The organism is Marinimicrobium sp. UBA4509 (assembly GCF_002388575.1).
GTDB lineage: Bacteria > Pseudomonadota > Gammaproteobacteria > Pseudomonadales > Cellvibrionaceae > Marinimicrobium > Marinimicrobium koreense.
Window position 1 is genome coordinate 212564 of the sequence record NZ_DGMV01000051.1, and the last position, 21196, is coordinate 233759.

A 21196-nucleotide genomic window follows, 5' to 3' on the forward strand; every position below is an offset into this window, starting at 1 on the left:
TCAGTGCCGTCTTGGGGCTCATCCTTTACCGCTTCCGCTTACCTTTACAGTTTTCCTTCCGCTGCCATCTCGACAAACTCGTTGTTGAAACGCATTTTTACATTGTTCTCGTTACCCCAGATGTCGCCATTGGGCAATTCAATGCCAATGTAATCGGCTGACGGGGCCCCATCGCCCAGCAGTCCGTGGCGGAAGGAGAACTCGGTGACGAACGACATGGTTTCGGCCAGTTGCTCGCTGGTGGCAAACGCCAGCTTCTGCTGCGGGGTGTAGAACAGCTCGGTGGCATCGAGTTGCAGCTGATAGCCGGCCAGATCAGTGCCGGACGCTTCGGCCATCATCTGCTTGGCGGCGCGACCTTCCGGCGTATCGGAATTCATGATCGCCATGGCTTCAAACCAGGCACCGGTGACCGCTTTACCCAGCTCGGGGTTGGCTTCCAGGGTTTCGGTGCGGACTGCCATGATGTCCAGAATTTCACCGGGAATCTGGGTCGAGTCAAACACCTTGTTGGCTTGCGGGTGCTTCATCACTTCGGCCAGTTGCGGGTTCCAGAGGGTACTGGCCTGCACTGCCGGGTCGTTGAAAGCGCTGGCGATATCCGCATCGGAGGTGTTGATGACATTGATGTCGCGCTCGGTCAGACCCACCGATTCCAGGGCGCGTGCCAGCGCGTAATGGGAAACTGACAGCTCCAGCAGGTACACATCCAGGCCCTTGATGTCCTCCAGGCTGTCCCGGTCTTTGAGCACGACGGCGTCGTTGCCATTGGAGTAATCGCCAGTGATCAGTGCCGTGGTGTCGACACCGGAGGCGGCGGGAATGGTCAGCAGATCCATGTTGGTCATGGTGGCACCATCGAAGCGCCCGGCGGTGTACATATTGATCGGCTCAATGTAGTCGTTGATCTGTACCAGCTCGACTTCAATGCCGTACTTCTCGGCCCACTTGTCCATCAGGCCGGTTTCGTTGATGTAGTACCAGGGCATCCAGCCGACGTAGATCGACCAGGCCAGGGTGAACTTCTTCGGCTCCTCCTGGGCGTGGGCAAAAATGGCGGACAGCGACAGCAGCGCGGTCAGTGTCAGGGTTTTCAGAATGCGAAGGGTCATAATGTTTCTCCGGTGGCTTTTAATTGAGAACTTGGGTGTAGCGGGTCAGGGTGGCGGCTTCCCGGCCGAACCAGGCTTTGGCCTCTGAGGTCCAGGGCGTGTGCAGATCGAAGGGGCAGTGTGCCTCCAGTGTATCGATCTGGTAGCGGCGCTCGTGGGTGACTCCGTCAAGATTGAATCGGTGACGCACCTCCTGGTCTTCAACGAACCACTCGGATGTGGTTCTAGGGGAAAGGGGCTGGCCGATTCGGTCGGGTCGCGTGCTGTGTTCAATGGAATAGCCTTGGCTCAGTGAGCCCCGGGCCACAGAGGTTTCAAAATCGAACAGGCGCTGTATCGTGTCCGGACTGGCCGACTCAAGTTGCTTCTGGAGGCTTGCATCGTTCGACAACGGCTCCGGGCGACCGAGCACCAGTGCCGCATGATCGCCTGCGATGATCAGTCCGCCGCCGCGGTGAACGCAGTCACCGGTATCCAGGTTGCGTTGCTCGATCATCCGCAGTCCGATCAGGGGGCCGGCCTCGGAGGGTTGTGCGCGCCAATCCTCTACGTAGGCGCCGCTCGGTGCGAACTCGATCATGCAGTTGCCGATGCGCTTGAGCTCGGCCGGCTCCGGCCAGCGGTTGTGGGTCTGCAGCGCGGTCTCGTCAAACCAGCTCATTAGTTCGCCATCCCATTGCGATCGCGCTTCCCAGCCTTCGTAGTCGGCGAGGCGGCGCAGTTCCGCGGGGCTGTATTCATTCAGTGCCTTGGCGGGCACCTGCTGCTCTGCAACCGGCAGTCGCAGATCGATGGTGGTATTGCGGCTCTGGAACCAGTACACGATGGTCTGGTTGTCGGACTCGCCACTGGCGAAACTGATGCAGCGGCGACGAAAACAGCCCAGCATCCAGTCGGGCACGCCGGCGGTGGCCGGTCGAGCGTGACGTTCCAGTAATTCCTGCAGAGTCATACCGCGCCCCCCGCCTTTTGGCCGAACGAGGACAGGCCTTTGGCGCCCTCTGGCAGCTCCAGTTCGCCTCGGGCCAGGCGCTGTTTCAGGTATTCGAACGTCTGAATGGTCTGGGCGTACAGGTGCTCCCCGGCGATCAGGGGTTCGTAGCGCGGTGGCTGATCGTCGCTGACCAACTCGGGCAGCGGTTCAATTACCGTGTCGTAATCGAGATTGCAGAACATCGGGAAGGAGTAGCGCTCCTCGGCCACTTTACGGACCCGGTGAGAGGTAGCCACGAAGGCACCGTTGCTGAGCGCTTCCATCATGTCACCGATGTTGATAACAAAGGCATCGTCCTGCAGTGGAACATCAATCCACTCGCCTGCGCCGTTGAGCACTTCGAGTCCGGGAGCCGTGGGCTTCAAAATGGTGAAGCACTCATAGTCGGTGTGGGCACCAATCCCCGGGGTGTCCGGCGGCAGGTCCGGATTGTACGGGTAGTGAATCAGCCGCAACTGACTGGGCGGGCGACGGATGTGTTGGCTAAAGGTGTCTTCGGCCAGGCCGAGCGCCAGCGCAAAACCGCGAAACAATTGGTGCCCGAGGGCGAGCACCGATTGGTAGTAGGGGAGTATGTCTTCTTTGAAACCGGGCATGTCCGGCCATTGGTTGGGGCCCAGCATCGGGCGGCGATGTGCCGGCTCGAGCATATCGTAGCCAATGTCGTAGGCTTCTTTTTTGTCGACGCTCTTGGCGCCGTAAAAGCGTTCCTCCCCTTCCGGGACGTAGCCGCTGTGATTGACGGAGTGGCCAATGTACTGACGCATTTTTTCGGCGTAGGGCAAGGCGAAGTATGCTTTGGTCCGGGCGATCAGTCGCTCGGTGTAGTCGGCGGGGATACCGTGGCCGACCACATACAGAAAGCCGGCATCGCGGGCCGCCTGACCCAACTGCTCGGCGGCGGCCTGGCGCTGGCTCGGGTCGCTCGACCCCAGGCCCGACACATCGACCACCGGCAGCGTCTGGAAGGCGGTGTGTGGATTGTCTGAAACTTTGCCGGGTGTCATCTGGATTACCTCTCGGTTTGTGCTCAAGGTATCTGGTCGTCCAGATGGTAAGCCGGCCCTCCTCGGCCGTCCGGGTCGTCCCGGGGGTCATGGCATCGCTCAATGATGAAGGCGGACGTCCCGGTCCGTGCCTGATCGCTGGAGATCAAACGGTCCTGACTGAGAATCTGCAGAATTCGTACCAATCACGAGGGCAGGGGCATACGTGGTTGATCTGTCTGGGGTTTTTCGATGGCGGCATGGTTCGCTGACTGATGGATGCTGCTCGGAACGGGTGTCGTTGCACCTTTTTGGGGCAAGCGCACCGGCGGATGATGTTTTTTGGGACACGGCGAAACCGGGTTGACTGGTATATGCTCAAGAGACCACGGGTTAATAGAAAGGGGACAGGAATGACCGGCGTGAAGGAGGTGTTGGTTTGCTACGACGAACGGGTATTGGCCCATGAGCCGGATACCAACGCGGCGTTTTTACCCGGCCGACTGGACAAGCGGGTACGACAGGTGCTCTCCGGGTTGAATGTACAGTGGCGCTACCCCGAACATCCGGGGAGGGTGACGGCCATTCTTGACCTGTTGGCGCGCGCGCCGATCGAGGGCGTCCGCCTGACCGGTGGCCGTGCGGCCACCCCCGAAGAGTTGTCGCGGGTACATACCAGTGCCTACCTGCAGGACATCTATGCCCTGCGGGGCAAGAGTGCCTGGCTGGATCTGGATACCACGGCCGTGTCTCCGGGCAGTGTTGAAGCGGCCGAGGTGGCGGCGGGTACGGCCATCGCGGCAGTGGAGGCGGTGTTTAACGGTGAGGCCGAGCGGGCTTTTGCGTTGATCCGCCCACCAGGTCATCACGCAGAGCCGGTGCGGGCAAGGGGGTTTTGTCTGTTCAATAATGTCGCTGTGGCGGCGGCTCATGCCCAGTCGGCGCTGGGCTGTGAGCGGGTGTTGATTCTGGATTGGGATGCCCACCATGGTAATGGCACTCAGGACATTTTTTATGCCGACCCGGATGTGTTGTTTTTTGATATTCATCGGGCCGCCCCTTTTTATCCGGGCTCGGGGGCGCTCGAAGAGGTCGGTGCCGGGTTGGGGGAAGGGGCTACCGTTAACGTGCCGGTTCCGGCAGGGACCGGAGATCGGGTCTACCTGAAAATTCTGCGCGAACTGCTCGCCCCGGCGGTGGCCAGTTTCAAGCCGGACCTCATTCTGGTGTCGGCGGGGTTTGATGCCCACGGGTATGATCTCGCGCTGAACGTGTCGTACGAAGGCTTTGCCGCCATGACCGGAGTCCTGCAGGCTCTGGCGGATGAACACTGCCAGGGGCGGTTGGTCATGGTCCTGGAGGGCGGCTATAACCTGGAGTCGCTCTCGCACGGGGTGCACTCGGTGCTCCAGGTCATGGCCGGAGGGGAGGTGCCGGAGCCCGCCGTGTGCGGTCTGGCCGAGGCGGAAGCGGCGATCGCCTTTCATGTTCCGGCGTTCTGGGCCGTGGAGGGAGACTGACCTCAGAGGTGTTCCAATCTGGGCCGGGGAGTGCGATCGGTGGCAGAGCAGTAATGAATGCAGTCCCGCCCGCGGTCCTTGCCCGAGTAGAGCGCCCGGTCGGCCATCGCGTACAGCTCATCCGGGCTCAGGCTGTAGAGGGCGCTGACCAGCCCGACACCCAGTGAGGCAGTCAACTGCGTCGGGACACCGTCAGCCGGCGGCGGCGAGATCGGCAAGGGAATGGTTTTGAGCGCCTGGCGGAAGGCCTCCAGCCGCTCTGAGACGGTGTGCAGATTGCGCGTATAAAACAGTATCGCAAACTCCTCTCCCCCCACGCGAAACACCGCATCCCCTGAGCGTTTCCAGTGCAGCTGCAGCAGGTCGCTTACGTTTTCCAGCACCCGGTCCCCGGCGGGGTGTCCGTAGTGGTCGTTCAGTGCCTTGAAGTGATCCAGGTCCAGTAGCGTCAGACAGAGAGTCTGGGTGGGCTCACGTTGCAGTCGGCGCAGTTCACTTTCCAATTTGGGGTAAAAGGTGCGTCGGTTGAGCAGGCCGGTCAGGGCATCGGTTATCGACTCCCGCTCCAGTTTGTCCGCCAGATTCTGCAGCTCGCGGGTTTTGGTTTCCACCCGCTGTTGCAGCTCGGCATTCAACTGTTCTTTCTGCTCGATCAGCTGTTGTTGGCTGACCAGATCTTTCTGTTTGAGTTCGTTAATGCGGTAGGCCAAAGCCAGTGATAGCACGAGAATTTCGATCAGTGAGCCGAGGTTGAGGGCATTCTCCAATAACCAGCTTGAGGGCAACAAACCGAATACCCGAGCGTAGTAGGCAAACACTGCGCCGATCAGCAGCGTCCAGGCGAGCAGAAAGATACGGGCGGAGACCGATCCTCGCAGCGACGCGCGGGCTCCGGCGTACAGCACAACCAGAAGAATCACAACGGCGATAGGAATTAGCACCGCAAAAGTGGTTGCGTAGACATCCATCACCGCCAGCCCTGTGGGGATCAGCAAAAGGGCGCTGAGCCCCCAGAGCAATCGGCCGGTGAGTGGGAGTGTCTGTCTGAGGTTGAGGAAGCCCTGGGTGAACGCCACCAGGGAGAAAAACAACCCACAGGACAGTACCGCGACCGCCATATTGTTGAGGGTGGGGTAGTCGGCCAGCAGACTGATGCCCAGGTAGCCGCGAAATGCCAGATTCCAGCTGAGGAAGAAGAACAGGTAGACGCTGTAGAGCACAAAGTTCCGCTCGCGGGTGACCAGGCCGACGATCAGGTTGTAGAGCAGCAGGATGGTGATGGCGCCGTAATAAAAGCCGAATCCGAGGGACTCGGCATCATTGCGTTTGAAAAACGCCGCGTCGCTGCTGAGGGTCAGCGGCAGTGCATCGTAGAGGCCGTCGTGACTGCTGAAGCGAATCAGCAGGGTTCCGCTCTGATCGGGCGTCAGCGGTAATGAAAGCGCAAAAGCCCGGTAGCGGAAGGGGCGGTCACTCAGCGGCCGGCGGTCGCCGGTGTGCCATTCGCGGACAGTACCGTCGTCGATCATCCACCAGGCGTCAATGTAATCCTGCAGAGGTTGGGCAATATCCAGGATCAGCCGCCGAGGGCGGGTGTCGGTATTGGTGATATCCAGCCGGAGCCAGTAGGCACGGTCGCTGAAGCTGAAGTTGGGGGCAGAGGATGACAGGGGTTGCCAGGCTCTGGTCGTATCGGCCAACAGGTCTGAGGGCGTGAGGTTGCCCTCCTTGGGTTGCTTGAGGATTAGCGCCTTGCCGGTCAGGTCGTAGGTGTCCTGCCCCGGGGTGATGTTCAGGGAGTGGGGCGCGTGCGGGTCATTGCCCCAGGCGGGCGATGCGAGCAGCGAAAACAGCAGTGACAGACTCAGCAGCCAGTGGCGTCTGGTCATCAGGTCCCTCCTTTCCGTGAGGTCCGGGTTGTCGGGTTTACGGCGCCGGTGCAAATTCCGGCGTCGGTGTGCTCAGCGCCTGTCCAAGCGACCGAAGTTGCTCGCTCAAGCCCTGGGGATCAATCTCGTCCGCTTCATTCAGATTCCGGCTCAGTGTCTGCCATTGGGGCTGCCAGTCAGTGCGCGTCGGCTCGGGGACCAACCACTGCACGACCGCTGGATCTCCGGCGTTCAGCAACTGGTCGGTGCCGGCAAGGGCGCTGATCACCACACTCAGGGATTGTCCCGCAAAGGCGTTGTGGGCCAGTTCAGGTTCTTCGAGTTGCGCCAGCTCCCGGGGCAGGCGCTCCCGCAGCAGTGACCGGAGCGCGTCGCGCAACAGGGGCAGTCGGCTGGAGGGGCTGAGCTGTCGGTAGGTGGCGGGAAGTCGCCCGCTGGTGGATTGCCAGTGTTGCTCGAGCAGTGCCAGGTCGTCCTGCAGTAACTGGCTGATCAGACGCACCAGGGCGCGGCGGCGGTTGTTGGGCAGTTGATCGACGGTCCGTTCGGCGTTCATCGGGTCGTCCCCGGCGGAGGTGCGGGGCTCGAAGTCACTCACCGGTCGGTCGCCCTGCTCATCCCAGAGCAGGAATTCCAGCGCGTGCAGGCCCAGAGCCACGTCGGCCTCATCGGTCAGACCGTGCTGTTCGCGCAGGGTCTGTGCGTTGATGGAGAGGGTAATGTCGTTGACGATGCCGCTGTAGGGATAGTTCTCCAGGCCATCCAGGTACCCGGGCTGGATGGGGTGCGCGTCCACCTGAAAGGCGATTTCCCTCAGGTCACCAAACAGGCCGGGACTGCTTTCACCCAGAGTCAGCAGCGGCTCGAGATGGTGCCAGCGGGTGTGGCACTGATGCCAGGCCTCACGGGTGGCCGCGAGGCTGCCCTGCGCCGGCTGAGCCAGGAAAGCGTCGAGACGCTCATGCATTTCAGCACAGGCCGTGCGCGCCCCGCTGAGCCACTGCTCTCCCTGCCGCCAGGCCGCCAGGGTGCTGTCAGCCAGAGCTGGGTCGGGGGCGGCAATGCTCTGTGTCTCGCGGGGCGATTCATCGGGAGTGGGGCCAGGGGACTCCGGACCCGGGTCGCAGCCGATCAACAGCAGGGCGGTGAGCAACGGGAGGGGGTGGGGGAACCGCATGGTCAGTCCCTCAGGCTGATGATCGGCCATTGACGTGCCTGCGCGGCCTCGGCCAGGCGCGGGTCCGGGTCAACGGCGGTCGGGTAACCCACCGACTCCAGCAGTGGCAGGTCGTTGGCCGAATCGCTATAGAAGTGGGCGTGTTCCAGAGCGTGGGGGTGTTCTTTCAGCCACTCCTTAAGACGGGTGACCTTGCCGCCCTGGAAGCAGGGCGTGCCGGTCGGGCGCCCGGTGTAGCCGTCGGGGCCGCGCTCGGCCTCACTGGCCAGCAAATGGGGAGTGCCCAGGCGCTGTGCGATTGGGGTGGTGACCACATCATTGGTGGCGGTGATGATCAGCAGTTGATGCCCTTGGTCTCGGTGGCGCTGAATCAGCGCCTGTGCCTTGTCCAGCATCAAGGGCTCGATCCACTCGGACAGAAATTCGCGCTGCAGCTCGGCCACCTGCTGGTCGCTCAGGGAGGCAAAGGGCGCAAGGGAGAACCCCAGGTACTCGTGAATGTCCAGGCTGCCGTCCTGATAGGCGCGGTAGAAGTCGTCGTTGCGGGATTTGTACTCCCCGGGATCGACCAGCGCCTTGTGGATCAGGAATTCGCCCCAGCGGTGGTCGCTGTCACCGGCGATCAGGGTGTTGTCCAGGTCAAAGATTGCGAGACTCACGGGGTACCTGCGGTTGCTTGGCCAAAGCCGCTAAGCATAGCGGCTCCTCAGGCCGGGCTCAACTGCGCCAATTGCTGAGCGCAATGACTTTATGGAACAATAGGCCGGAGTACTTTTATAACGACTGAAATAAGGATTGGCTGAGTCCCGTGATAGACGCCGAAGGTTTTCGCCCCAATGTGGGTATTGTATTGACCAATGACCAGGGCCAGTTGCTCTGGGCGCGGCGCGTTGGGGGGCAGGATGCCTGGCAGTTCCCGCAGGGTGGTATTCATGAAGGCGAGTCCCCGGAGCAGGCGCTGTACCGGGAGCTGCAGGAAGAGATAGGGCTGACCCGGGCGGATGTGGAGATGCTGGCCTGCACCCGGGGCTGGCTGCGCTATCGCTTGCCCAGTCGGCTGGTGCGTCACAATTCCCAGCCGCTTTGCCTGGGTCAGAAACAGAAGTGGTTTCTGTTGCGTATGAAATCTCCCGAGAGCCGGATCTGCCTGGAAAACGGCGGCCGCGCCGAGTTCGATGACTGGAGCTGGGTCAGCTACTGGTATCCGCTGGCGAAAGTGGTTGCCTTCAAGCGCGAGGTCTACCGCCGAGCGCTCAAGGAGCTCTCTCCCTACCACAGCCAACTCGAGGCCGCCTGGTTTGATCCGGCCCGTGCACCGGCGAGTCGCACATGCTGAACTCCCTGCGTTCCATCGTCCAGGAGGTTAACGCGGCGCGGGACCTGAAGACCGCGCTGGCGATCATCGTCTCCCGGGTCAAGACCGCCATGAAAACCGAGGTGTGCTCGGTGTATCTGCGCGGCCCCGAGGGCGACTATGTACTGATGGCGACCGAGGGCCTCAATGCCGATGCGGTCGGTCGGGTGCGGCTGAAAGACGGTGAAGGTCTGGTCGGCCGGGTCGTCACCCGGGAAGAGCCCATCAACCTCGAGCAGGCTGAAACCCACCCCAGTTACCAATACTTCCCCGAAACCGGTGAGGAGCGCTTCAGCTCGTTCCTCGGCGTTCCCATTATCCACCACCGTAAAGTGCTGGGGGTGCTGGTGGTCCAGCAGGTGGAGCGGCGCCGGTTCGATGAGGGCGATGAAGCCTTCCTTGTCACCATGTCAGCCCAATTGGCGGGGGTGATCGCCCACGCCGAGGCGACCGGGGTGATGGTGGCCATTGGCGAAAAGGCGGCGCAAGCCAAATTTGCCGGGGTGTCCGGCGCCTCCGGGATTGCCATGGGCGAGGCGGTGGTGATAACGCCGCCGGCCGATCTGCGCTCGGTGCCCTATAAAACCTGCACCGATGTGGAGGCGGAACTCGCCTTTTTCCAGAAGTGCCTGCAGGCGGTGCGGGAAGATATCAAAGGTCTGGGCGAGCAGCTCAAAACCCGGCTGAACCGGGAGGAGCAGGCGCTCTTTGATGCCTACCTGGCGATGCTAAATGATGCGTCGCTGGGGAAAGAAGTCACGGAACGGATTCGCCAGGGGACTGCCGCGCCATCGGCCTGGGCCGATGTGATTCTGGAGCACGAACGCACCTTCAGCAGCATGAATGACGCCTACCTCCGGGAGCGGGCGACGGACCTGAGAGATCTGGGTCGGCGAGTACTCGCTTACCTGCAGGAGTCCAACCAGAAGTGCCGCATTTATCCCGATCAGACCATTCTGGTGGGAGAAGAGCTGACCGCCTCCATGCTCGGCGAAATTCCCAAGGACAAGCTGGCCGGCCTGGTGTCGGTGCAGGGCTCGAGCAACTCCCACGTGGCCATTCTCGCCCGGGCCATGGATATCCCCACGGTGATGGCGGCCGTGGACCTGCCCTACACTCAGGTGGATGGGCGGACCCTGATCGTCGACGGCTACAAGGGCACGGTGTACACCGATCCGGGCCCGGAGCTGCGCAAGCACTACAAGGCGATTTATCTCGAAGAGCAGGAGCTGGTCAAGGGCCTGGAAGCGCTCAAGGACCTGCCCTGTGAAACCACCGATCACTACCGGCTGCCGCTATGGGTGAACACCGGTCTGATGACCGATGTGGTCCGCTCCCTGGAGCGCGGCGCCGAAGGGGTCGGCTTGTACCGCACTGAAGTCCCTTTTCTGCTGCGCGATCGCTTTCCCAGTGAGGAGGAACAGCGCTCCATTTATCAGGAGCAGCTCTCGGCGTTCGCGCCTCACACCGTGACCATGCGGACCCTGGATATCGGCGGGGACAAGGCGTTGCCCTACTTCCCCATCGAAGAGGCAAACCCCTTCCTGGGCTGGCGCGGCATCCGCGTCACTCTGGACCATCCGGAGATTTTTCTGGCCCAGATTCGCGCCATGATCAAGGCCAGTGAAGGCCTGGATAACCTGCGGATTCTGCTGCCGATGATTACCAGCGTGCCCGAGCTGGAGGCGGCCAAGGTACTGATCTATCGGGCCTTCAATGAATTGCTGGAAGAGGGCCACTCGGTCAAGCTGCCGCCGCTCGGGGTAATGATCGAAGTGCCCTCGGCGGTCTATCAGGCCCGAGAGCTCTCGGCCCGGGTGGACTTCCTGTCGGTGGGTAGCAACGACCTGACCCAATACCTGCTGGCGGTGGACCGAAATAACGCCCGGGTCGCCGATGTCTATCAGGCTTACCATCCGGCGGTGCTGCGGGCGCTGCGCAGCGTGGTCGACGACGGTCACGCCGAGGGCGTCAGCGTGGGGATCTGTGGTGAGTTGGCCGGTGACCCGGGGGCGGCCATTCTGCTGATGGCCATGGGCTATGACGTGCTGTCGATGAACGCCACCAACCTGCCCAAGGTCAAGTCGGTGATTCGCAGTATCAGCCTGGAGCAGGCGCGAGCGTTGCTTTCTGAGGTGATGACCTTGCCGGACGCCGATCAGATCCGCCAGCGCGTCGACGACACCCTGCGTGATCTCGGCGCAACGCGCCTGATTCGCCCCGCCAGCTCCACCGATTGAGTGCCGGTCGGGCGAAGGCACTGTGTTCGTCATCCAACAGTGGTAGTATTCCCCCGCACTGATTTGTCCCACCGTTCACTGACTGCGATAAGCAAGGCTTATGAAATACCCCGAAATTGACCCGGTGGCCGTGAGTATTGGCCCGTTTGAGTTTGCCGGCCAGTCCTATGGTCCGTTGGATATTCACTGGTATGGTCTGATGTACCTGCTCGGCTTTGCCGGCGCCTGGCTTCTGGCTCTGCGCCGGGCTGGTTTTCCGCATACGGTGGTCCAGCGCTCCCAGGTGGAAAACCTCACGACTTATGTGGCTTTCGGGGTGATTTTGGGGGGGCGCTTTGGCTATGTCTTCTTCTACCATTTCAATTATTGGCTGAGCGACCCGATCTGGTTGTTTCGGGTCTGGGAAGGGGGAATGTCCTTCCACGGTGGGCTGCTCGGGGTCATCGTGGCGCTCGCCCTGTTCGCCTGGCGGAGCAAAGTGTCATTCCTGGCACTGACGGATTTTGTCGCGCCACTCGTCCCTATTGGTCTCGGGCTGGGGCGCCTGGGTAACTTTATTGGTCAGGAGCTGTGGGGGCGCGCGGCCGATGTGCCCTGGGCCATGGTATTTCCCAAAGACCCCGAGGGCATTGCACGGCATCCCTCGCAGCTTTATCAGGCAACCCTGGAAGGGTTGGTACTCTTTACTGTGCTGTACTGGTATTCATCCAAACCTCGCCCCAGGGGCACGGTGGCGGGGCTGTTTTTGGTGCTCTACGCCTGTTTCCGAATTTTTGCCGAATTTTTCCGCGAACCGGATCAGCACATCAGTTTTGACCTGTTTGGCTGGGTTACCCGGGGGCAATTGCTCTCCTTGCCGATGCTCATTCTTGGTATCGGAGTACTGGTGTGGAGCTGGCAGCAACAGGTCAAGCGCCGGCAGTCGGGACGCTGAGTTCGAACGTTTTGGGGATCAGGTAATTCAACATGCAACAGTATTTGGCGCTGATGCGCGATGTCATCGACAACGGTCTGGATCGTGGGGACCGGACGGGAACCGGCACCCGGTCGGTATTCGGGCGGCAGCTTCGGTTTGATCTGTCTGACGGTTTTCCGTTGGTCACCACCAAAACCGTGCACTTGAAAAGTGTGATTGTCGAGCTCTTGTGGTTTCTGCAGGGGCGCACGGATGTCACCTGGCTGCAAGAGCGTGGCTGTAAAATCTGGAACGAATGGGCCACGGCGGAGGGAGATCTGGGTCCGGTCTACGGCAAGCAGTGGCGCAGTTGGGCCTGCCCCGATGGTCGCACCATCGATCAGATCGGCGAGGTGATCGAGCAGATTCGCACCAACCCCAACTCCCGGCGCCTGATTGTCAGTGCCTGGAATCCGGCGGACCTGCCGGATGAGTCCCTGAGCCCCCAGAAGAACGCCGAGCAGGGGCGGATGGCTCTGGCGGCCTGCCATACCCTGTTCCAGTTTTACGTGGCGGACGGGAAGTTGTCCTGTCAGCTCTACCAGCGCAGCGCCGACCTGTTCCTGGGGGTGCCTTTCAATATTGCCAGCTATGCGCTACTGACCCACATGATTGCTCAGCAGTGTGACCTGGGGGTGGGGGACTTTGTGCACACCTTCGGTGATTGTCACCTGTACCACAATCACCTGACCGACGATATTGTCTACGAGCAACTGCGCCGCGAACCCCGGCCGTTGCCAAAGCTGGTGATCGGGCGCCGACCGGAATCGGTGTTTGATTACCAGTTGGAAGATTTCCAGTTCGAGGGGTACGACCCCCATCCGAGAATCAAGGCACCGATTGCGGTGTGAAGTTCGTCACAGAAAAGGGGAACCTCGACGTATGACTGTGGCCTTAATAGTGGCGGCCGCCCGCAATGGAGTCATTGGCCGGAACAATGAGCTGCCCTGGCATCTGCCCGGCGACCTGAAGTATTTCAAGTCGGTTACTCTGGGCAAACCGGTCATCATGGGACGCAAGACCCATGAGTCCATCGGGCGCCCGCTGCCCGGAAGACTCAACATTGTGGTGAGCCGGCAGTCTCGAGAGGCGCGGGATCCGAGCCTGCGCTGGGTGACCAGTATCGAGGCCGCGATAGCCTTGGCCCGCCGGGAGCAGCCGGACGCTGAGGAAATCATGGTTATGGGCGGTGAAGAGATTTACCGCCAGAGTTTACCTCTGGCCGATCGGGTTTATCTGACCCGGATCGACCTGGAGGTGGAAGGGGATGCCCACTTTCCGTCGCTCAGTGGCGAAGAGTGGCACCTCACCGACGAGCAGCCCGGAGCGAATGACGCTTCGGTGGGGCACGTCTTTCAACGGTACGATCGTATTACCGTTTGATGACAGCGCAAAAGTATTGGTCAATTTTTAAGCAGGTGTTACTTTAATCAGACAGTCAGCGGGACAATTTGTTACCTGAGTGATACCGATCTACCCACTTGGGAAACGGTTTCCTTAAAGCATTGAATGTGAAGTAAGCCTCTTATTACAATGCTGCGTTCTTGGCTGCCTCGTAGAGGTTTTTGCCAGCCTTTTGAAGGCACTGTGTGGATAACGTGTTGTGTGGCAGCTGCCTGTCGCAAACTCATCTGATGCAAGCACCCGAGTTGGGGGAAATATGAAAAAGCAGCGATTGAAAGCCGTGGCTCTGACCACCGCGCTTTCTGCCGGCGCGCTAATGGGTAGCGTTGCCGTGGCAGATGAAACCCTGGAGCAGATTCTCCAGGTCGGTGAGGCCAAAACCGCAATGGCCCAGGAATCTCAACAGCGGATTGACCGCCTGGCCCAGGAAACCGACGATCTGCTGCAGCAGTTCAAGGTGGTAAACAAGGAAATTGAAGGTCTGCGTACCTACAATCTCCAGCTGGAGCGTCAAATCGAAGCCCAGCAGCGCGTACTGCGCGATCTGGATCAGTCCATCGAGCAGGTCACCGTGATCGAGCGTCAGATTCAGCCGCTGGTCATGAACATGCTGGACGCACTGGAGCAGTTCGTAGAGCTGGACATGCCTTTCCACCTGGACGAACGTCGTGCCCGCTTGCAGATGTTGCGTGACAATCAGGATCGCGCCGATATTTCCGTGGCGGAAAAGTTCCGCCAGGTTCTGGAAGCCTATCGCATCGAATCTGAATACGGTCGCTTCCTCGATACTTACCGCGATTCGCTGGAAGTGGATGGCCAGGAGCGCGAAGTGAACATTCTGCGCGTTGGTCGTATCTCCCTCATGTATCAGACCACAGATACCGAGCAGCAGGGCGCCTGGGATAAAGAACAGGAAGCCTGGGTTCCGCTCGATGATTCTTACCGGAATCACATTCTCAAGGGTCTGCGCATTGCCCGTGACCAGGCAAGCCAGGACATCATGATGTTACCCGTTCAGGCTCCGGAGGCAGCACAATGAAGATGACGTTTTTGAAGGGCTCTCTGGTTGCCCTGACCGCGGGTCTGCTGAGCGCCAATGTCGCTCTGGCCCAAGACGATGACCAGGCCGGTTCGCTCGACGAGCTGCTGGAGATGGTGCGTGAGTCACGTGTCAACGAATCCCAGGAGCACCGTCAGCGCGAAGCTGAGTTCCGTCAGGAGCGCGGCCAGCAGCAGCAGTTGCTGGAACAGGCTCGCAATACCCGGGCTCAAGAAGAAAACCGCTCTGAAACCCTGGAAGCCCGCTACGACGAGCAAGAGCTCGAAGTGGATGCCAAGCGCAACCAGTTGAATGAGCGTCTGGGTTCTCTGCGTGAGTTGTTCGGTCACCTGACCTCAACTGCAGGTGACTTGCGTTCTAACATTCAGACTTCAATCATCAGTGCTCAATACCCGAACCGGGGTGAGTTCCTGAATGGCCTGATCGACAAGATGAACAGCAACACTCGTCTGCCCAGCATCGAGGAAATCGAGCGCCTGTGGTACGAAGTGCAGCGTCAGATGGTCGAAAGCGGTCGCATCGTCACGTTTAATGGCGAAGTGATCAAACCCAATGGCGACAAGGTGGATCAGGAAGTTGTCCGTATCGGTTCCTACAACCTGGTGTCCGAAGGCAAGTACCTGGCCTTTATTCCGGATGGTGCCAAAATGGAAGAGCTGGCTCGTCAGCCTGCCGGCAACATTCAGGACGCGGCTGCCAACCTGCAAGCGGCCGATTCTGGCCTCGTTCGTGTGGGTATCGACCCGACTGGCCCGACCGGCGGTTCTCTGCTGACCGCGCTGATCGACAGCCCCACCTGGGGTGAGCGCTGGCATCAGGGCGGCGGCGTAGGCTACGTCATCACCGCCGTGGGTATCTTCGGCTTCCTGCTGGGTATCTGGCGGATCATCGTCCTGAGTGCGGTCAGTGCCAAAGTGACCTCTCAGCTGAAGTCCAGCACCCCGAGCGCCAACAACCCGCTGGGTCGTGTGCTGCAGGTGGCTGAGGACAACAAAGGGGTTGATCCCGAGACTCTGGAACTGAAGCTTGAAGAAGCCGTTCTGAAAGAGCGTCCGAAGATTGAAAGTGGTCTGGCCCTGCTGAAGATCATCGCTGCCGTTGCGCCGCTGATGGGTCTGTTGGGTACCGTGGTCGGTATGATTCTGACCTTCCAGGCGATCACCATCTTTGGTGCCGGCGATCCGAAGAACATGGCAGGCGGTATCTCCTCCGCTCTGATTACCACCGTTCTGGGTCTGGTAGTGGCAATTCCGACAGTATTGCTGCACACCATTGTTAACGGTCGCGCCAAGCGTATCATCCACATTCTGGATGAGCAGACTACCGGCATCGTTGCCGAGAACTCCGAGCGCAATAAGTAGGAGATAGACCATGACGGCAATAATGGAAGCGTTTGCAGCCATTAAAGCCTTTTTGGATCAAGGGGGCGGTGTGCTTGTGCTCATCGCCATCCTAACCTTCCTGATGTGGACCCTCATCTTTGAGAGGGTCTGGTACTTCAAAGGTGGTCTGAAAAGCGATGTCCAGGCGGCACTGGATCAGTGGGAAAGCCGTAGTGAGCGGAAATCGTGGAATGCCCACCAAATTCGTGAGGCGATGATTTCCCGGATCTCCGAGAAGATCAACACCAACATGGACATGATTGCCACCATGGTAAGTCTGTGCCCTCTGTTGGGTCTGCTCGGTACCGTGACCGGTATGATCGAGGTGTTTAACGTTCTGGCGATGACGGGCGGCGGCGACGCCAAACAGATGGCCGGCGGCGTATCGCGGGCAACAATTCCGACCATGGCAGGTATGGTGGCGGCCCTTTCCGGCCTGTTTGCCAACACTTACCTTGAGCGGATTGCCGATCGCGAAAATCACCTGTTTGCCGATCACCTGACGATGGATCACTAAGGCGAGCACCCAGTTTAAACCCGGTATTTAAGAGATATCCCATGAGCAGGAACAATCAGAAAGCCGAAGAAGAAGCTCAGGCCATTGACTTGACGCCCATGCTCGATGTGGTGTTCATCATGCTGATCTTCTTCATCGTGACTGCTACATTCATTAAAGAGACGGGGATTGAAGTCAATCGTCCTGAAGCGACCACCGCGGATCCGAAGGAAGAGGCTGCGATTCTGATTGCCGTTAACGCAAATAACGAAATCTGGATCGACAAGCAGCAGGTGGACAAACGTGGTGTCCGGGCTCAAATTGAGCGTTTGCAGGCCGAAAACCCGAATGGGACAGTGGTTATCCAGGCGGACCAGGGTGCTGATATGGAGTTTGTTATTGCCATTACAGAATCCGCACGCGAGCTGGGTATTACCAACGTCGCTGTCTCCACTGAAGAGAACTAGGCTGCTATGAATTTTGCAAGAGTAGGTATCGCGGGGGGGTTGTCGGTCGTCGTGACGGTGGCCCTGCTGTTTTTGATGCAGTCCTTGATCAACTCCGACCTTGGTCAGGACGAAAAGCCGGAAGACCGTAAAATCGCCGACATCCATATGCCGGATACGGAGATTGAAACGCAGTACGAGGCGGCTAAGCCACAGAAGCCGGAGGATCCCAATGAACCTCCGCCGGATATTCCGGAGCCCGAGTTTGACTCTCCGGATGTTGATGCGAGTGCTCTGAACATGGCTGCGCCGAGTATGGGGCTCGACATGAACATGGGCACGGGTGGCAACTTCTCCGGTGACGGCGAATATATGCCTATCGTGGCGGTGGCGCCCGAGTATCCACGTCGCGCGGCTCAGCGCGGAATCGAGGGTTTTGTGACGGTAAGCTTTACCGTGACGACCAACGGTTCAACTCGTGACGTAGTGGTGGTGGATGCCGTGGATACCGAAGGTCGCGAGACCAGTATCTTCAACCGTTCGGCGATTCGCGCTGCAGAGCGTTTCAAGTTCCGTCCGCGGACTGTAGACGGCGAGCCGGTGGAAGTGGCCGGTGTTAGCTATCGTTTCGTCTTTGAACTGGCGGACGAGTAGGTTGGGGGTTATGACAGTGAATAAACTACAAGCATTTTTTGCCGGTACGCTGAATCGCAGCCTGTTGGCGGCGGCGCTGATCACCGCTCCTGCCGTCTCTACTGTGGTTGTGAATGAGGTGGCACCGGAGGCCAGTGGTTGGCTTCAGGGCAGTGTTATGGCCCAGGAGCTCATCAGGCCGTCCAGCACGCCGCCGGAAACCCGCCGGATTCCCGGTATCAGTCAGCGGTTGAACGAAGAGCTCTCTGAGGTTCAGAGTTTCATTGATCCGGAAGAAGATTCCGGTCGTGAGCCGGACCTGAACGAAGCGTTGCGTCTGTTGCAGGAAATGGAACGCAACATCGGCGAATACAACGCCTATGAGCAGGCTCAGATCTACAACTTCGTTGCCAATGTCCATTTCCAGATGGATAACATGGATCGCACCATTGATGCGTTCGAAAAGGTTGTAGCTCGTTCTCCGCAGATTCCATCGGGTCTGGAAACTTCCACATGGCAGGTTCTGGGCAAGCTGCACATGCAGGAAGAGAACTTTGATGCAGCACTGGACGCCTTCGAAAACTGGACCAACATGGTCACCAGTATCGACGCCGACCAGTACTACGTGTTCTCTCTGCTGTTCTACCAGATGGGTGATGCGGATCGTGCGCTGGTTCATGTCAACGAAGCGGTTGAGATGGCCGAGCAGGATGGCGAGGTTCCCGAAGAAAACTGGTATGCGATGCAGCGTCTGTTGTACTTCGAAAAAGAAGATTACAGAAACACGCTGAATGTGCTGAAGAAGATGGTTCGGGACTACCCGAAGGTGTCGACCTGGCGCCAGCTGTCTGACATGTACAGCCTGCTGGAAGAGTTCGACAATCGTCTGCACTCCCTGGAAGTGGTGTATCTGCTCGACGGCCTGGACAAGGAAAACATCCTGGTATCCATGGCTTCCATGTATCTCGATCGGGATATCCCTTACAAGGCCGCCAAGGTCCTTGAAAAAGGTATCTACGAGGATGAGATCATCGAGCCGACCTCCCGCAATCTGGAGCTTCTTGCCAATGCCTGGAGCATGGCTCAGGAAGTTGAAAAATCCATGGTTGAAATGGAAAAGGCGGCCGAGAAGTCTGACGAGGGCGATCTGTTCGCGCGCTTGTCCGCTATCTACATGTTGAACGATCGCTACGAAGACTCTATCGACGCAGCTCGTGAAGCGTTGGATAAAGGGGTTGAACGTGCTGACCAGGTGTATCTGCGCATGGGCACTGCCTATGTCAATCTGGAGCAGTATGACGATGCGATTGAGACTCTGAAGGAAGCGGCCAAAGACAAGCGCAGCGAAGAAGCGGCCAAGCAGTGGATCAGTTTCGCCGAGAAAGAGAAAGCGCGCGAAGAGAAGGCTCGTAAAGAAGAAGAGCGTTATCAGGAGCGCAAGCGTAAGTGGGAAGAGGAAGACGGTCTGGTATTGCCAGGCGCTTAAGCCTCTGCTCTCAACGCACAAAAAAACCGGCCTAGAGCCGGTTTTTTTGTATCGGGCAAAATTGAATGCAGCGCGCGAGGCGTCCCTGCCAAGTGCTCGCAAGGTGGACTCAGTCGAGTTTACTCAGATCCCTGACGGCCCCTTTGTCGGCACTGGTCGCCAGCATGGCGTAGGCTTTCAGGGCGGTGCTGACTTTGCGCGGACGGGCTTCTTGGGGTTTCCACGCCTGCTCGCCCCGCGCATTCATGGCGTCGCGGCGCGCCTGCAGTTGTTCGTCACTCAGGCGCACCTCGATCTTGCGGTTGGGAATATCGATCAGAATGGTGTCGCCGTCCTCTACCAGACCAATGGCGCCACCCGCCGCCGCTTCCGGCGATACGTGTCCGATCGACAGGCCAGAAGTCCCGCCGGAGAAACGGCCGTCGGTCAGCAGTGCGCAATCCTTACCCAGCCCCTTGGATTTCAGGTAGCTGGTGGGATACAGCATTTCCTGCATACCGGGACCACCGCGAGGCCCTTCATAACGAACAATTACCACTTCGCCGGCTATGACTTTCCCACTGAGAATCGCATCGACCGCCTCGTCCTGGCTTTCCACAACACGCGCCGGCCCTTCAAACACCCAGCAGCTCTCATCGACACCCGAGGTTTTCACCACACAGCCGTCCAGGGCGATATTGCCCTTCAGGACTGCCAGGCCCCCTTCGCGGGTAAAGGCGTGCTCCAGTGAGCGGATACAGCCGTTGGCGCGGTCGTCATCGAGGCTGGGCCAGCGAGTGGCCTGACTGAACGCCTGTTGGGTCGGGATACCCGCCGGACCGGCCTTGTAAAAGGTGCGTACCTCATCGGAGGTGGTCGTCGTAATATCCCAGTGATCCAGCGCCTCCTGGAAGGTGTTGCTGTGAACGGTGGGCAGGTTGGCATGGAGCAGACCGGCCCGGTTGAGTTCGGCCAGAATACTCATGACCCCACCGGCGCGGTGCACGTCTTCAATGTGATAGAGCTGAGTGTTGGGTGCGACTTTGCACAGCTGAGGAATCTCGCGAGACAGGCGGTCGATATCGAACATGGTGAAATCGACTTCGCCTTCCTGCGCGGCCGCCAGCAGGTGCAGAATGGTATTGGTGGAACCGCCCATGGCAATATCCAGGGCCATGGCGTTCTCAAAGGCTTTGAAGTTGGCGATTGAGCGTGGCAGCACCCGCTCGTCGTCTTCCTCATAGTAGCGCTTGGTGATGTCCACGATACGTCGGGCGGCCTCAAGAAACAGCTCCTCCCGGTCGGCGTGGGTTGCCAATAGAGTGCCGTTACCGGGCAGTGACAGACCCAGTGCCTCGGTCAGGCAGTTCATGGAGTTGGCGGTGAACATCCCGGAGCAGGAACCGCAGGTCGGGCAGGCGGAGCGCTCGTACTCGGCCACGGTTTCGTCGTCCACCGAGTCGTCGGCGGCAATGACCATGGCATCAATCAAATCCAGGTTGTGATCTGCGAGTTTGGTTTTGCCCGCTTCCATAGGACCGCCGGATACAAAAATCACAGGGATGTTCAGGCGCATCGCGGCCATCAGCATTCCGGGGGTGATTTTGTCGCAGTTGGAGATGCACACCAGGGCGTCGGCACAGTGGGCATTGACCATGTACTCGACGGAGTCGGCGATGATGTCTCGCGAGGGCAGACTGTAGAGCATGCCGTCATGGCCCATGGCGATGCCGTCGTCGACCGCAATGGTGTTGAACTCTTTGGCCACACCACCGGCTTTTTCGATTTCCCTTGCGACCAGTTGGCCCATGTCCTTGAGATGAACATGGCCGGGCACAAATTGGGTAAAGGAGTTGGCGACGGCGATAATGGGTTTATGAAAGTCTTCGTCTTTCATCCCGGTGGCACGCCACAGGGCGCGAGCACCAGCCATATTCCGGCCAGCGGTGGTGGTCTTGGAGCGATAAACGGGCATGGTTCTACTCTTCGTCTGACGTAATAAAAAAGGCGTCAATAATAGCAGAAAACCCTGTGGGTGGTGTCGCGTCCGGTCCGGTGTAGGGTGCACTGTTCCCGGACACGC

At 59.4% G+C, this 21196-nt stretch carries 19 protein-coding genes; 12 read left to right on the top strand and 7 right to left on the bottom strand.

The features are described 5' to 3' along the window. Positions 1 to 44: 44 nt before the first annotated feature. Genes B3520_RS09955 through B3520_RS09965 form a run of 3 tightly spaced genes read right to left on the bottom strand, consistent with a single transcriptional unit; the run spans position 45 to position 3113 of the window. A complete protein-coding gene (locus B3520_RS09955) occupies positions 45 to 1112 on the bottom strand; it encodes a putative urea ABC transporter substrate-binding protein (protein ID WP_286875951.1) in 1068 nt (355 codons plus the stop codon). A gap of 19 nt (positions 1113 to 1131) precedes the next feature. Further along, on the bottom strand, positions 1132 to 2064 hold the full coding sequence (locus tag B3520_RS09960) for a hypothetical protein (protein WP_286806785.1): 933 nt from the start codon (positions 2062 to 2064) through the stop codon (positions 1132 to 1134). After that, positions 2061 to 3113 (bottom strand): isopenicillin N synthase family dioxygenase, encoded by a 1053-nt coding sequence (locus B3520_RS09965; protein ID WP_123638399.1) that lies wholly within the window; start codon positions 3111 to 3113, stop codon positions 2061 to 2063. Before B3520_RS09965 ends, B3520_RS09960 begins: the two co-directional genes overlap by 4 nt. A gap of 392 nt (positions 3114 to 3505) precedes the next feature. On the opposite strand from B3520_RS09965, the gene B3520_RS09970 reads away from it, so the two are divergent. After that, positions 3506 to 4612: a histone deacetylase family protein gene (locus B3520_RS09970; RefSeq protein ID WP_286806781.1), complete on the top strand. Its 1107-nt coding sequence runs from the start codon at positions 3506 to 3508 to the stop codon at positions 4610 to 4612. Between the two features lie 2 nt (positions 4613 to 4614). Here the strand turns inward: B3520_RS09970 and B3520_RS09975 are convergent, their stop codons facing one another. From B3520_RS09975 to B3520_RS09985, 3 genes are read right to left on the bottom strand one after another with little or no spacing between them, the layout of a single operon-like run. After that, positions 4615 to 6501, bottom strand: coding sequence for a sensor domain-containing diguanylate cyclase (locus B3520_RS09975; protein ID WP_286875954.1), 1887 nt, complete (start codon positions 6499 to 6501; stop codon positions 4615 to 4617). Between the two features lie 37 nt (positions 6502 to 6538). Beyond that, positions 6539 to 7678 (bottom strand): imelysin family protein, encoded by a 1140-nt coding sequence (locus B3520_RS09980; RefSeq protein WP_286875956.1) that lies wholly within the window; start codon positions 7676 to 7678, stop codon positions 6539 to 6541. Positions 7679 to 7680: 2 nt separating this feature from the next. Beyond that, complete coding sequence (locus B3520_RS09985; protein ID WP_286875958.1) at positions 7681 to 8337, bottom strand: HAD family hydrolase; 657 nt, start codon at positions 8335 to 8337, stop codon at positions 7681 to 7683. 149 nt (positions 8338 to 8486) lie between these two features. Here B3520_RS09985 and B3520_RS09990 point away from each other — a divergent pair, with 149 nt between their 5' ends. The 11 genes from B3520_RS09990 to B3520_RS10040 all read left to right on the top strand — a co-directional run bounded on the left by B3520_RS09990 (position 8487) and on the right by B3520_RS10040 (position 19134). Continuing rightward, positions 8487 to 9014 (top strand): RNA pyrophosphohydrolase, encoded by a 528-nt coding sequence (locus B3520_RS09990; protein ID WP_286875960.1) that lies wholly within the window; start codon positions 8487 to 8489, stop codon positions 9012 to 9014. Beyond that, positions 9008 to 11272 (top strand): phosphoenolpyruvate--protein phosphotransferase, encoded by a 2265-nt coding sequence (gene ptsP, locus B3520_RS09995; protein WP_123638393.1) that lies wholly within the window; start codon positions 9008 to 9010, stop codon positions 11270 to 11272. The genes B3520_RS09990 and ptsP overlap by 7 nt, the downstream gene beginning before the upstream one ends. Positions 11273 to 11372: 100 nt before the next feature. Continuing rightward, positions 11373 to 12206, top strand: coding sequence for a prolipoprotein diacylglyceryl transferase (gene lgt, locus B3520_RS10000; RefSeq protein WP_286804459.1), 834 nt, complete (start codon positions 11373 to 11375; stop codon positions 12204 to 12206). Between the two features lie 32 nt (positions 12207 to 12238). Next, entirely contained in the window at positions 12239 to 13078 is an 840-nt protein-coding gene (locus B3520_RS10005; RefSeq protein ID WP_123638391.1) for a thymidylate synthase, read from the top strand. 31 nt (positions 13079 to 13109) lie between these two features. Beyond that, positions 13110 to 13610, top strand: a complete 501-nt coding sequence (folA, locus tag B3520_RS10010; protein WP_286804460.1) for a type 3 dihydrofolate reductase — start codon at positions 13110 to 13112, stop codon at positions 13608 to 13610. 277 nt (positions 13611 to 13887) lie between these two features. Further along, the gene (locus B3520_RS10015) at positions 13888 to 14670 is read left to right on the top strand and encodes a DUF3450 domain-containing protein (RefSeq protein WP_123638389.1); all 783 of its coding nucleotides are present in this window, start codon (positions 13888 to 13890) and stop codon (positions 14668 to 14670) included. Further along, positions 14667 to 16052: a MotA/TolQ/ExbB proton channel family protein gene (locus tag B3520_RS10020; RefSeq protein WP_123638388.1), complete on the top strand. Its 1386-nt coding sequence runs from the start codon at positions 14667 to 14669 to the stop codon at positions 16050 to 16052. The genes B3520_RS10015 and B3520_RS10020 overlap by 4 nt, the downstream gene beginning before the upstream one ends. A gap of 10 nt (positions 16053 to 16062) precedes the next feature. Beyond that, a complete protein-coding gene (locus B3520_RS10025) occupies positions 16063 to 16590 on the top strand; it encodes a MotA/TolQ/ExbB proton channel family protein (protein ID WP_024461373.1) in 528 nt (175 codons plus the stop codon). A 41-nt stretch (positions 16591 to 16631) separates the two neighbouring features. Continuing rightward, entirely contained in the window at positions 16632 to 17036 is a 405-nt protein-coding gene (locus B3520_RS10030; RefSeq protein WP_123638387.1) for an ExbD/TolR family protein, read from the top strand. Between the two features lie 6 nt (positions 17037 to 17042). Next, a complete protein-coding gene (locus tag B3520_RS10035) occupies positions 17043 to 17669 on the top strand; it encodes an energy transducer TonB (RefSeq protein ID WP_123638386.1) in 627 nt (208 codons plus the stop codon). A 10-nt stretch (positions 17670 to 17679) separates the two neighbouring features. Continuing rightward, positions 17680 to 19134: a tetratricopeptide repeat protein gene (locus tag B3520_RS10040; protein WP_123638385.1), complete on the top strand. Its 1455-nt coding sequence runs from the start codon at positions 17680 to 17682 to the stop codon at positions 19132 to 19134. Between the two features lie 109 nt (positions 19135 to 19243). Here the strand turns inward: B3520_RS10040 and ilvD are convergent, their stop codons facing one another. Continuing rightward, complete coding sequence (gene ilvD, locus B3520_RS10045; RefSeq protein WP_286804461.1) at positions 19244 to 21088, bottom strand: dihydroxy-acid dehydratase; 1845 nt, start codon at positions 21086 to 21088, stop codon at positions 19244 to 19246. Between the last annotated feature and the right edge of the window lie 108 nt (positions 21089 to 21196).

Excerpts from the sequence above, each read along its gene's own strand:
- B3520_RS09955 (WP_286875951.1), bottom strand. The coding sequence starts at position 1,112 with ATGACCCTTCGCATTCTGAAAACCCTGACACTGACCGCGCTGCTGTCG.
- B3520_RS09960 (WP_286806785.1), bottom strand. The coding sequence starts at position 2,064 with ATGACTCTGCAGGAATTACTGGAACGTCACGCTCGACCGGCCACCGCC.
- B3520_RS09965 (WP_123638399.1), bottom strand. The coding sequence starts at position 3,113 with ATGACACCCGGCAAAGTTTCAGACAATCCACACACCGCCTTCCAGACG.
- B3520_RS09970 (WP_286806781.1), top strand. The coding sequence starts at position 3,506 with ATGACCGGCGTGAAGGAGGTGTTGGTTTGCTACGACGAACGGGTATTG.
- B3520_RS09975 (WP_286875954.1), bottom strand. The coding sequence starts at position 6,501 with ATGACCAGACGCCACTGGCTGCTGAGTCTGTCACTGCTGTTTTCGCTG.
- B3520_RS09980 (WP_286875956.1), bottom strand. The coding sequence starts at position 7,678 with ATGCGGTTCCCCCACCCCCTCCCGTTGCTCACCGCCCTGCTGTTGATC.
- ptsP (WP_123638393.1), top strand. The coding sequence starts at position 9,008 with ATGCTGAACTCCCTGCGTTCCATCGTCCAGGAGGTTAACGCGGCGCGG.
- lgt (WP_286804459.1), top strand. The coding sequence starts at position 11,373 with ATGAAATACCCCGAAATTGACCCGGTGGCCGTGAGTATTGGCCCGTTT.
- B3520_RS10005 (WP_123638391.1), top strand. The coding sequence starts at position 12,239 with ATGCAACAGTATTTGGCGCTGATGCGCGATGTCATCGACAACGGTCTG.
- folA (WP_286804460.1), top strand. The coding sequence starts at position 13,110 with ATGACTGTGGCCTTAATAGTGGCGGCCGCCCGCAATGGAGTCATTGGC.
- B3520_RS10015 (WP_123638389.1), top strand. The coding sequence starts at position 13,888 with ATGAAAAAGCAGCGATTGAAAGCCGTGGCTCTGACCACCGCGCTTTCT.
- B3520_RS10020 (WP_123638388.1), top strand. The coding sequence starts at position 14,667 with ATGAAGATGACGTTTTTGAAGGGCTCTCTGGTTGCCCTGACCGCGGGT.
- B3520_RS10025 (WP_024461373.1), top strand. The coding sequence starts at position 16,063 with ATGACGGCAATAATGGAAGCGTTTGCAGCCATTAAAGCCTTTTTGGAT.
- B3520_RS10030 (WP_123638387.1), top strand. The coding sequence starts at position 16,632 with ATGAGCAGGAACAATCAGAAAGCCGAAGAAGAAGCTCAGGCCATTGAC.
- B3520_RS10035 (WP_123638386.1), top strand. The coding sequence starts at position 17,043 with ATGAATTTTGCAAGAGTAGGTATCGCGGGGGGGTTGTCGGTCGTCGTG.
- B3520_RS10040 (WP_123638385.1), top strand. The coding sequence starts at position 17,680 with ATGACAGTGAATAAACTACAAGCATTTTTTGCCGGTACGCTGAATCGC.
- ilvD (WP_286804461.1), bottom strand. The coding sequence starts at position 21,088 with ATGCCCGTTTATCGCTCCAAGACCACCACCGCTGGCCGGAATATGGCT.